Annotated in this window: 9 protein-coding genes; 5 read left to right on the forward strand and 4 right to left on the reverse strand. The window is 60.8% G+C overall.

Translation table 11 applies throughout. From position 1 onward, the window contains the following. Positions 1-37 precede the first annotated feature (37 nt). The 4 genes from VGG51_11475 (at position 38) to VGG51_11490 (ending at position 5320) form a co-directional block, all read left to right on the forward strand. Positions 38-1378 carry an alkaline phosphatase family protein gene (locus VGG51_11475; GenBank protein ID HEY1883649.1) on the forward strand — a complete coding sequence of 447 codons (1341 nt, stop codon included), beginning with the start codon at positions 38-40 and terminating at the stop codon, positions 1376-1378. A 119-nt stretch (positions 1379-1497) separates the two neighbouring features. Continuing rightward, a complete protein-coding gene (locus VGG51_11480) occupies positions 1498-2772 on the forward strand; it encodes a 3-oxoacyl-[acyl-carrier-protein] synthase III C-terminal domain-containing protein (GenBank protein HEY1883650.1) in 1275 nt (424 codons plus the stop codon). Positions 2773-2780: 8 nt separating this feature from the next. Continuing rightward, positions 2781-3950: a sulfotransferase gene (locus VGG51_11485; protein HEY1883651.1), complete on the forward strand. Its 1170-nt coding sequence runs from the start codon at positions 2781-2783 to the stop codon at positions 3948-3950. Beyond that, complete coding sequence (locus VGG51_11490; protein ID HEY1883652.1) at positions 3947-5320, forward strand: alkaline phosphatase family protein; 1374 nt, start codon at positions 3947-3949, stop codon at positions 5318-5320. Before VGG51_11485 ends, VGG51_11490 begins: the two co-directional genes overlap by 4 nt. 5 nt (positions 5321-5325) lie before the next feature. On the opposite strand, the gene VGG51_11495 is transcribed toward VGG51_11490, so the two are convergent. Next, positions 5326-6666: an alkaline phosphatase family protein gene (locus VGG51_11495; protein ID HEY1883653.1), complete on the reverse strand. Its 1341-nt coding sequence runs from the start codon at positions 6664-6666 to the stop codon at positions 5326-5328. Between the two features lie 252 nt (positions 6667-6918). Here VGG51_11495 and VGG51_11500 point away from each other — a divergent pair, with 252 nt between their 5' ends. Next, positions 6919-8121, forward strand: coding sequence for a S8 family serine peptidase (locus VGG51_11500; GenBank protein HEY1883654.1), 1203 nt, complete (start codon positions 6919-6921; stop codon positions 8119-8121). 81 nt (positions 8122-8202) lie between these two features. On the opposite strand, the gene VGG51_11505 is transcribed toward VGG51_11500, so the two are convergent. The 3 genes from VGG51_11505 to VGG51_11515 all read right to left on the reverse strand — a co-directional run. Continuing rightward, complete coding sequence (locus tag VGG51_11505) at positions 8203-9543, reverse strand: alkaline phosphatase family protein (GenBank protein ID HEY1883655.1); 1341 nt, start codon at positions 9541-9543, stop codon at positions 8203-8205. 110 nt (positions 9544-9653) lie between these two features. Then, on the reverse strand, positions 9654-10661 hold the full coding sequence (locus tag VGG51_11510) for a hypothetical protein (protein HEY1883656.1): 1008 nt from the start codon (positions 10659-10661) through the stop codon (positions 9654-9656). A 277-nt stretch (positions 10662-10938) separates the two neighbouring features. Continuing rightward, positions 10939-12145, reverse strand: a 1207-nt coding sequence (locus tag VGG51_11515) for a hypothetical protein (GenBank protein ID HEY1883657.1), incomplete at its 5' end; no start/stop codon positions are given.

Genomic DNA, 12145 nt, shown 5'->3' on the forward strand with positions numbered 1-12145 from the left:
TATGGGCGATCGAAATCGGTGCGTACGGGTTGTCTCGTTGGCGGCCCTCGTTTGCGCGGGTGCCGTTTCGGCCGCATTGGCGGGCTGCGGCGGCGGATCGGCGCGCTCGCCCGCGGCCCCTTTCCTGCCGCCGCCTCCGGCAAAGCAGGGTAAGCATTTCAAGCACATCGTCATCGTGATTCAAGAGAACCGCACCTTCGACAATCTCTTCGCCACCTTCCCCGGCGCCGACGGGACAACCGTGGGTAAAACTCATAACGGCGGTACGCTGCGCCTTCGGCCGTCCAATCTCGAGAGTCCGATCTCGCCGAACAACGGCTATTCGTTCTGGCTGCGCGACTGGAACCACGGGAAGATGAACGATTTCGATATCGTGCCAATCGGACGAACGTCGGGAACGTACGTCTATCAGTACGTCCTGCCGGCGCAGATCCGGCCGTACTGGGACTTGGCCAAACAGTACGTGCTCGCCGATCACCTGTTTCAAACGCAAGGCAGCGGCAGTTTTACGGCGCATCAGGATTTGATTCGCGGCGACACGGCGATCAACTCGACATACAACCTTATCGATTTTCCTAGCGGCGGAGCGGGCCAGCCATGGGGCTGCGACGCGAATCCCGGCACCACAACCTCGCTGATCACGCAGAGCGGCCTATGGAAACAGTACCAGAACGCCGGGCCCTTTCCGTGCCTGACGTATCGGACGCTGCGGGACACGCTCGATGCGAAGAGCCTTTCCTGGCGCTATTACGCGCCGGCGGTCGGGGAAAGCTTCGGCGGAAACCTTTGGAACGCGTTCGACGCGATCAAGGCCGTCCGGTACGGGCCTGAATGGCAGACGAATCAAGCGAGCCCTGAGACGAAAGTCTTCACCGATATTCGCCGCAACACGCTCCCGGCCGTTTCCTGGGTAATACCCGACTATCAGAACTCCGATCACCCGGGCGACAATTCAGATACGGGTCCCTCGTGGGTCGCGCAAGTCGTCAACGCCATCGGCGAGAGTCCGGCCTGGAAGACCACGGCGATCGTCATCGTGTGGGACGATTGGGGCGGTTGGTACGATCACGTGGCTCCGCCGGGCGAGCGAAGCTACGGCGGTTTGGGCTTCAGGGTACCGGCGATCGTCGTTTCGCCGTACGCGAAGATGGGTTACGTATCGCACGACGAGTACGATTTCGGCAGCATCATCAAGTTCGTGGAAGGGAACTGGGACCTACCCTCGCTGGGTACTTCGGACAAGAACGCTACCAGCTTCCTCGACGATTTTTTTGACTTTACGCAACAACCTCGCGCGTTCGTTCCCATCGGGTCCAAATACGCGAGAGCGTATTTCCTGCACCAGCGCCCCTCGAACCGGCCCGTCGATGATGAATAAATGATAAGACGCAACCACACAAAAGGTAACTGAGATTACTCATGTCACGTGAATCACAACGGCAAACTCCGCCCGCATGGAAGAATGAGCCCGACGGCGAACAACAGTCCTGGGTTTATATGAGTACGCTTGAAAAAATCTCCGATTCCGGCCCACGCACGGCCCCGGCCGCGATTGCCGCGCCTAATGCGCGCCCCGTCGCGGTGCCGGTCGTGCTCGCGGATTTCCAGCGAATTTTAATGACCGAGCCGCGCGGGCAAGACGAACTTAAACGCATTCAGGCACACTTCATGACGATCGCGCAGAGCGCGCGCAAAGGCTTGAAATCTCGCGAAGAGCGCGAGGAGCTCGCGCGTTTGATTACCGAGCGCATGGGGCGTTACGGCGCCTCGAGCCAGCACATCGCCCGGCGCCAGGTCAGCGTGCTGACGTCACGCTTCGTCGTTCCGAATCCCGAGAGCGAATACGAGACGATTCGCAGCTACGGCGATCTGCGAGCCGCAACGGGAGAGGCGCTCGACGAACGCATGAGCCTTTTCGAAGAGATCGCGTGCGACATTTTCGAACGCGTCTACGCCGATCCGAACGCGCAGCCTCCCGACGACATCGTGCACGTTAGCTGCTCCGGGTACATCTCGCCGAGTCCGGTGCAGACATTTCTCTCGCGTCGCAAGTGGCTTAACACCGGCGTCACGCATTCGTATCACATGGGATGCTACGGCGCGTTTCCAGCCGTGCGAACGGCGGTGGGGCTCGTCGGCTCGTCGTTCGACTCGCTGCCGAAGCGCAAGCGGCGCGTCGATCTCGTCCACACCGAGTTCTTGTCGCTGCACTTCGATCTGTTGGGCGACGAGCCCGATAATTTCGTAACGTCGACGCTTTTCGCCGACGGCTTCATCAAGTATGCGGCCTATCCGCAGACGGAGTTCGAACGCACCGAAGGCAACGGGCTCAAGGTACTGGCGATCGACGAATACATTCTGCCCGATTCTCTGCCGGAGATGACGCTGCGTCCCGGGCCGCTGCAGTTCGATATGTCGCTCTCCAAGCGCGTGCCCTTCATGATCCGCGATTCGATCGCCGATTTCGTTACCTCGATCTGCGAGCAAGTCGGCCTCGATTTCGAGCGCGAAAAACATGCGATGACCTTTGCGATCCACCCCGGCGGCCCCGCGATCCTCAATCAGATTCGCAGCCGCCTCGGCATCGAGGAGTCGCAGATTGCACTGAGCCGCAAGGTTCTCTACGAGAACGGAAACATGGCCTCGGCCACGGCCCCCCACATCTGGCAGCTGATCGTCGACTCCGGCGAGATCCCCGTCGGCACGAAGATCCTCAGCATGGCTTTTGGGCCGGGCCTGACAGTAATCGGCGCGCTCTTCGAGAAGGTCTAGCCCCGACAATGGCTACATCAGAAACGGCTAAGCCGCAAAAGTTTTCCGTTCCCGCTCCGTTTTATTGGAGCGTCCGCGGCGTTCACGCTGCAGCGCCCCTCTTCGTGGCGTTAGGGAACCTCGAATCCAAGATGCTGGAACGGCGCATCGCCACCCAGTCGATAGACCGGCCCGTCTACATCTGCGGGCTTCCCCGAGCGGGGACGACGATCACGCTGCAGATGCTCAGCGAACATCCCGACGTCGTCACGCACAAGTACGCGGACTTCCTGATGCCGTACATGCCGTACGTCTGGAATCAGGTCTTCCCGCGAATACCCGTCGACGCGATGCGCAAACCGGTGCCCCGCATTCACCGCGACCGCATCCAAGTGACGCGCGACAGCGCCGAGATGGGCGAGGAGATTCTCTGGGAGCACTTCTTCCCATTCATCCACGACGAAAGCAAATACAGCGTCCTCGACGGCTCGACTTCGAACCCCGGCTTCGAACGCTTCTACGTCGATCATCTGCGCAAGCTCGAGCTCGTTCGCGGCCGCACGCGCTATGTCAGCAAAGCGATCATGTGCGTCGTGCGCATGCAGTACTTGCGCCGTCTCTTTCCCGACGCGCGCTTCCTGCTTTACGTGCGCAACCCGATCGATCACATTGCGTCGATGATCAAGCAGGATCGAATCTGGGCCGAGCTCGAGCGTGACGACCCGCGTCAGATCGAGATCATCGAGCTGACCGGCCATCACGAGTTCGGCCCGCATCAGGTTATGGCCAACGTCGGCAGCCCCGAGGTGCTGCACGAGATCCGCCGGCTCTTCGACGCGGGGCAGGTCGTCCAGTCGCGCGCTCGTTACTGGGCGTACGTCTACGGATTCATCGCGAGGCAGATCGCCGACGACCCGCAGCTCAAGGGGCGCGTCTGCGTCGTGCGCTACGAAGACCTTTGCTCGGACTCGCTGGCGACGATCGACCGTATCCTCGCGCACACGGGGCTCGCCCCGGAAGGCTTTGCCGCGACGCGCGAAGCGTACGGCAAGAAGCTCTCTTTCCCCGACTACTACAAGCCGGTCTTCAGCGCCGGGGAGCTCGCCGACATCACGGCGGTTACGAGTCCGGTCGCCGAGTCGTTCGGCTACGACGTCGGTTCGATCGCACAGCGAGCGAGCGCCGCCGCGGCGCCGTGAGCCTCACGCGCCGGGCCGTCGCAATTGCGGCCGGCGCGGCGCTTGCCTCCTGCTCGCGCGGCGCTGCGCCGCCCGCCGGTTTTGCGGCGCTGCCCGCGGCCGAATATCGCGCAGCCGCAACGCCGATCGAGCACATCGTCGTGGTGGTTCAAGAGAATCGGACCTTCAACGATCTCTTCGCAACCTTCCCCGGAACGGCCGGCACGACGATCGGAAGAGAGTTCCTCGATGGTGCGACGCGCCAAATCGCACTCGCCAAGGTGCATCTCGAATCTCCGAACACGCTGCGCCATACCTATCCCGCCTATAAGACGGCGTATCGCGACGGTAATATGGACGGCTTCAATCACATCATTTATCAGTCGACCGGTAAGCCGGAAGGCAGCGCACCCTATCAGTACGTCGACCCGAGCGATATCGCTCCGTACTGGGACATTGCGAAGGACTACGCGATCGCAGACCGCTTTTTCCAAACGCAAGGCAGCGGCAGCTTTACCGCGCACCAAGATCTGATTCGCGGCGACACGCAGATCAGCGCTACGGAGAGCCTCATCGACGATCCCACGCTTTCCCCTTGGGGCTGCCCGGCCGAAAAGACCAGCAAAACCTCCCTCATCACGACCGCGCTCAAGTACGAGAAAAACAAAGGGCCGTTCCCGTGCACCTCGAGTTTCCCCGATGGTGGAAAGAACTACGCGACGCTCGCGGATCTGCTCGACGCGAAGGGCGTCTCGTGGAAATATTACACGCCGGCCTGGCGAGGCGAGACTGGATCGCACTGGAACGCGTTTCTCGCAATCTCGTCGGTTTACGGCAACTCCAAAGAGTGGAACGCGCACATATCGCAGCCGGAGAAAAACATCTTGGGCGACATCGATCGCGGCGCGCTGCCGTCGATGTCGTGGGTGATCCCCGACGGGATCAACTCCGACCACTCCGGATATCCGTCCGATACTGGGCCTTCGTGGGTCGCAAGCGTCGTCAACGCTATCGGCCGCAGCAAGTACTGGAAGTCGACCGCCGTCGTCATCCTCTGGGACGACTGGGGAGGCCTCTACGACGAGGTCGAGCCGCCGACGGTCGACCGCCAAGGCGGGCGCGGCTTCCGCGTTCCGCTGCTCGTCGTCTCACCCTACGTCGCGCGAAATAAGATCTCGCACACCACCTACGAGTTCGGCAGCGTCGTGAGGTTCATCGAAGACACGTGGAGTTTAGGGCGGCTCGGAACGACCGACCAGAGCTCGGCGAGCATCGCCGGGATCTTCGACTTCCATCAGACGCCGCGGCCCTTTATCGCGATTCCGTCAAGGCGCAGCCGAGCGTACTTCCTCAAACAACCGCCATCCGGCTTACCCGTCGACGACGAATAGCGGCGTTACTGTTCGTCGGGAATTCGCGGGTCGGCCGGCTGTCTCAGGAAAAATTCGGCGTCCTGCGGAGCCTTGATGGGAACGAAGCTCCGTGGTTTCTGCGCAAAATTGAGACAATCTCCCGCAGGCGAGAGGGCGCGCGCATCGGCAGCGGACAGCTGGGGCAAGTTGAAAAGATCCTCGGCAAAACGAAGCACGCTCGCCGTTTCGTACTGCTTGTGCGAAATGTAGTTCTTCTTAGCGTACGGAGAGATCACGATCAGCGGCACGCGGAAGCCTAAACTGTCGTAGCCTCGAAACGGCGGCGGCACGTGCTCGTAGAGCCCTCCCCAATCATCCCACTGCACGAAAACGACCGTCGAGTCCCAAAACTTGCTCTTGCCCACGGCGTTGACCAGCGACGTCACCCACGAGGGACCCATCCCGCCGCCGCACGAGAGATGGTCCGAGTCTTCGCACAGCGGCGTAATCCAGGTAAAGCTCGCCAAGTGCCCCGCCTTGATGTCGGTCAGAAACCGCTTCTGCGGCGTGATCACGTCTTTCTTCCAGTCCGGTCCGTTAAAGATATGTTTGACGGCCTGATATCCGGACCAGAAACCACCCAACGGCTCGCTGTACGCACTCGTATAGAAGCGCCAGCTCAGGCCGGCGTCGTCAAGCTCGTCGCCTAGGGTCTTGTAGTCGAAGCAGGGGCGCTGATCGCCGTCATACTGGCGCTGATGATTGATCACCGAGACAGAATCGGTATAGGCGCCTTCGCAGCCCCACTGGTTGGAAGGAACGTCGACGCTGGAGTGCGCCTGGGCGGCGATGATGTACTGATGCGCGACGAAACTCTCATCGAGCTGCGAGGCGAACATTCGGTCGGCCAGAACGAACTCGTGGGCCATGTCGAAGTACGGTTTGCTCTCACTATGCGGAACGTACACGTACTGTCCGTTATGCGGTCCACCTTCCTGAAATTCTTTATTGAAACCGTTCATGCGGCAGTGCGTCCCCGGCAGCTTCCCGGTGCCGTGGCACGCGCTGAACATCGCACGCGCCGAATGATCGATCTCGTAGGACACCTTCAGGCTTACCGGCTGCAGGACGATCTTCTGCCCCGTCGTCGTCATGCCGCTCGAAACGGTATCGGCTCCCGGATAACCCTGGAACAGATTGTCGAAGCTGCGATTCTCTTGCACGATGTAGACGACGTGCTCGATCTTCCCGCTGCCGGTCGTCGCGGCCGCGCCGAAGGTACCCGCACTCGCAAGGGACGGCAGTGAGGAATGCAATCCCGTACCGCAGCCGCTTAACGAGAGCGACGACAAAGCCAGGATCGCAGCGATCCGCGTTGGGTTCATCTACAAAAGACCTCTACTTCCGCGAGCGATGCCCTCGCGATTCGAAAAGAACATGATGAAAACGCCGAGCCGTTTTTGGGGCCCTACAAAGAGAACGTTCCGATGCGCTCGCGCGTTCTCCCGTCCGCGCATTTACGGTCACAAAAAGGCGCTTGCATGCAGCCGGCGGCCTTCGGCCCGAAGTGGCAGGTAGGAATGCCGCCCAGATGGTAACACAGCAAATTCCCAGACCATACCATCAAAGGAGCTTTTGTGAAGGGACCCCTTAAACTTATTGTGCCGCTCGCAGTGGCACTCGGAGTCGCGGCCTGTAGTGCCGGCGGCTCCTCAAACGTGCCGTCGGTGTCCGGACTTGCGGGCCTCGGCGCGGCACACGTTCCGGAGTGGGCGCACTCCGCATACCCGGCCTGCGGCGGAAGCCACATCGGCCAAGCGCAATGCGACGCGTTGGTCCCTTACGACCAAAGCGTCGGCAAGATCCGCCACAACGCGTACCCCGGCTGGAGCGCCTCGGAGCTCGAAAAGGCCTATAATCTGCCGTCATCCTCGGGCGGTAAGGGTCAAGTCGTCGGCATCGTCGACGCCTACGACAATCCGAACGTCGTCACCGACTTCAACACCTACCGTTCCGGCATGGGCCTTCCGAAGAGCACGCTGCTGAAGTACAACCAGAGCGGGCAGCAGAGCAACTATCCGACAGGCAACAAAGGATGGGGCCTCGAGATCGATCTCGACGTCGACATGGTTTCGGCGAGTTGCCCCAACTGCAAAGTCATCCTCGTCGAAGGAAACTCCAACGCTTGGAGCGACCTCGAGGCGTCCGAAAAAGAGGCCGTGAAGTTGGGCGCGACGATCGTCACCAACAGCTACGACGGCACCGGCGGCAGCGAGTCCGACTACGACACCAAGGGAATCACGTATCTGGCCAGCGCCGGCGACACCGGTTTAGGCCTCGTCGACCCGGCCACGTTCCAAAGCGTGATCGCGGTCGGCGGCACCGTTCTCAGCAACGCCAAGGGCAAACGGGGCTTCAGTGAAGTCGTTTGGCCCGGCACCGGCGGCGGCTGCTCCAACACCGGAGAAGCCAAGCCCTCGTGGCAAAAGGATCCGAGCTGCACTCTTCGCACGGGTAACGACGTCTCCGCGGTCGCGGTTGCGGCCGGCGAGTACGACAGCTACCAGTACGGCGGCTGGATCGCAATCAATGGCACGAGCGTCTCGTCGCCGCTCGTCGCCGGCATCGTCGGGCTGGCGGGCAACTCGACGAAGCAGACCGGTGGCGAGAACCTCTGGAAGCTCGCCAAGAAGAAACTGAAGAAAGAGATCAACCCGGTAACGACCGGCAGTGACGGCTCCTGCGGCGGCTCGTACCTCTGCACCGCGGGGACCAAACAATTCGGGACCTACTCCGGCCCGGACGGCTGGGGAACTCCGAACGGGGCCAAGGCGCTCTAGCGACCGGCCGTCGAGGCAAGAAAAGAGGGCGGGCGCCGCGGGCACCCGCCCTCTTCATTAGCGGCGAGCTCCTGCGCTCGTTTACTGGGTATCGGGCATGCGGTCGTCGGCGGGCTGCTGCAAGAAAAACTGCGGCCCGTGCGGCGCATCGATCGGCACGAACTTGCGGGGTCTCTGCGAAAAATTAAGAGTGTCGGCCGCCGGCGAGGTTGCGCGCCGGTCGGCCGCGGAGAGTTGAGGCAATCCGAAAAGATCTTCGGCGTAACGCAGCACGCTGCCCGTTTCGTACTGCACGTGCGAAACGTAGTTCTTCTTCGCATATGCAGAAATCACGATCAACGGCACGCGGAACCCGACCCCATCGTAGCCTCGGTGGGGGGGCGGCACCGGATCGAACGTCCCGCCCCAGTCGTCCCACTGCACGAAGATCACCGTTGAGTTCCAGAATTTACTCTTCCCGACCGCATTGACCAGCGAGGTTACCCACGAGGGCCCAAATCCGCCGCCGCACGACATGTGATCCGAGTTCTCGCACGTCGGCGTGATCCAGGTAAAGTTTGCCAGCTTACCCGCCGCTACGTCGGTGAGGAATTTTTTCTGGGGAACGATGATGTCCTTAGGCCAATCGGGCCCGCGGAAGATGTGCTTTACCGCCTGATATGACGACCAGAACCCGGCCAGCGGCTGAGAGTATTTGCCGGTATAAAAACGCCAGGAGAGACCCGCCGCGTCCAGCTCGTCTCCGAGCGTTTGATAGTCGTAGCAGGGGCGTTGGGTACCTTGTATCGTTCTCTGCCGCGTGATGATCTCGACTCTGTCGCCCGGCGCGGCTGCACACCCCCAGGCTCCGCTGGGAACGTTTACGCTCGACTGCGCCTGGGCGGCGATAATGTACTGATGCGCGACGAAGCTTTCATCGAGCTGCGAGGCAAACATCCGATCGGCCAAAACCCATTCGTGCGCCATATCGAAGTACGGCTTCGATTCGGAGTGAGGAACGTAGACGTATTGGCCGTTTGGAGGGCCGCTCTCTTGAGTCTCTAGGTTGAAGTGATCCATACGGCAGTGGGTCCCCGGCAGCTTACCCGTGCCGTCGCACGCAGCGAACATCGCGGCGGCGGTATGGTCGACGTCGTACACGACTTTGAGGCTCACGGGCTGCAGCTTGATCGTCTTGCCCAGGGAGTTCTTGCCGCGCGATACCGTATGGGCGCCGGGGTAACCCATGAACATGTCGTTAAAGCTGCGGTTTTCTTGGACGATGTACACGACGTGCTCGATCTTGCCGGCACCGGCCGCCGAACTGCCCGTCAGTTTGAGAGCAGCCGAAGCATAGGGCAGCGTCGCGGGCCGATAACCGCTCGAGCACGCGCAAACGGCCGCGCAGGAGAGCAAGCCGAGCGCGCCGCGATAATCTTTCATCGCGATCGAATTTGTGCTCTCTGCAAATCGATTCCCTTTAAAAGAAATGGGCCCGCCGAAGCGAGCCCATTTCAATCGGTCCGTACCGATTTACACCGTCGCGGTGTGCGTTACTTCTTGACCGAAACCGAGCCGATCGGGCCGTCGAAGCTTCCCGAGAGGGTCGCGACGGCGTTGCCGCCGGCCGGGTATTTGAACACCGTGGCGTTCTCGTTTCCGGCATCCGGGCAATAGACGAGTTTTCCAGCAATCCACGTCTGGACGCAGTCAGAGGTACCGTTCAGAGCAACCGTACCTTTGACGGTCGCCTTGCTGCCTTTGACCGTGTATTGATAGATATCGTGAGCTTCCTGGTCGTTGATCGTGATGTACGTTCCGTCGTACTGCACTTGACCCGGGAACAGGATGCTGTTCGACACGGTGATCGGCGAGAACGTCTTGCCGCCGGCCTTCATCTCCGCAAATGCGAAGGTGCTGCCGGCGTTTTTGCCGTCAACGAAGAGATCGCCGGCCTTGTCGTAGCCGAGGAAGTAGCTGCTCGCCAGACCGTTGCCAATCGTGGTGCCTGAGCCCTTGCCACCGGCAAACACAACGACATCGCCCGCTCCGAGGATCGAAACGGCGACGTCGCCCTTGCTGTTAACCGAACAGCCAGCCGGCTCGCCGGCCGTTACGCTGAGCGTTGTGATCGGGGACGTGCCGCCGGCCTTGTACTCTAATACCTGGTCGGAACCGGAGGAAACGACCCACCAGGTTCCTTTGCCGTTCATCGTGCACATGCCCTGAGGATCGGTCGAGCCGCCGACGGTGCCGACGGACGAGTTGCTCTTCGGGTAGTTGAACTCAAGAATCGAGCTGGCGTAGAAATTCGAGATGTACTCGTCTGCGCTTTTCTTCTTGTGCTTATCGGGCTGTACGGGGATCTGGATCGGACGCGACTGCGGCAGTACCGCCGACGCAATGAGACGGCCGTTATAGGACAGCGTCCCGCCCGGGCCCCGGCCCTGGGGGCTCATCGTGGGGTTGAGGCCTGAGTTTCCGCCCGTGCTGCATCCCGCGAGCAGAGCGGCAGCCACGGTTACGCCGACGGCGTAGTTGGCTAGACTCGAGATCTTCATTTAGAAATTTGCTCCATTTCTTTCATGAAAGTGTGTATGGGGGTCACCAGGCTCTCTCGGCAAGCCTGATTGGGGACTCCGTGGCAGGTAGACCGTTTGACCCTGACAAGGGAGTATGGCGTATCAGCCTCCCGCATTCAGGACGGACTACATTAGTATGGGGCTCCCGCCCCGACGGTTAGCGGTTCCCGAGAGCATCCCCTGCCTTGAAATTTATGCTAGTCGGCTTTTTCGCGCGCAAATTCGCTCGCTTGTTTAGACGCGCCAAGCACATGCTCTATCCCTCAGCGATACTCGTTACAGCCTGGACGAGCGAGTCTTTTCCTTTGGTTGCCGTTTTGAACGCCATCTGCACGTAATCGACGACCTCGGGGAAGCGCCGCAGGTAGCCGGTGATAAATCGCCGCGAGAAGATCCGCTTTGCCGAAAGATACTCCGCTTCGTACAGCAGCAGCAGATTGGTTACGATGAAGTGGCGCATCGCGCTGCCGCGTTTGACGTGCACGCGCCATCGCTTCGAGATATCCACATTGGTAAAGACGGTATTGCGCAGCGAGCCGGAGAGTACGGCGGGGTGCACGGTTACCGCGCTGTCGTAGGCTTCGGGCATCCGCTCCAGCCGCTCGATCTTGCCGGTGCGAAAGTCGACGCACCAATACTCGGGGCTGGGCTTCTCGATCGGGAAGACCCAACGAGCATTCATCAACGGTCGTAGAAGCCGCGTCGCTTTAAGAAACTTGGTGAAATAGTTCGAAAAGTCGTCGAACGCAATGTGCTTCTGATCTTCGGATCCGTACGCTTTTTCAAGGCGTTCTTGCACTTCTTGCGCTCGCTTCTCGGCGTAGGCGACCATATCGCTAACGACGGCGCCGGTGAGGCTGAAACCCGATTCCGACGACCACGAACTTCCGACCGGCATCACGATCAGCGAGGTCTGCGGCGCGCGCGCCGAATTCGCTTCGAAGTACGCCTTCATTTCCGGAGCCGAGACCAGGAACCGATTCTCGTCGCGAACCTCGCGATGCAGGTGACAGATTCCGCTGGCAAACGGGACCGCGTAGCGCGGGCGCAGCTGTTGCGCAGCCGCAACGAAGGCCTCCATATACGTCCGAGCATCGACGGGTAGGCGATCGGCCGGGTCTTCGAAGGTGTAGCGCGTCGGATACGACCACGCCGGCGAGTGGCTTCTCAGCATGAAGTCGACCTTCGGATACTTTGCGCGGAAGCTGCGCCAGGACGACGGAAGCGGTTTTGCGTCGTTGAGGTCGACCAGCACCACGCCGTCGGCTTCGACGACCGCGACACTGTCGTCTTGGAAGCTGATTTGGTAGCTCGTGAACGTCAGCCCGTCGGCCAACTCGACCGGGCGCCCGTGCTCCAGCTCGATGATGTGCGCGAAGCCGATGTCGCGCAGCTGCTCGTGCAGTCCTGAGATCGGAAACCGGGGCACCATCACCGTGGTGTTCTTGGAGAATTTCTTGAGC

Origin of the sequence: Candidatus Cybelea sp., assembly GCA_036489315.1 — a bacterium.
Lineage (GTDB): Bacteria > Vulcanimicrobiota > Vulcanimicrobiia > Vulcanimicrobiales > Vulcanimicrobiaceae > Cybelea.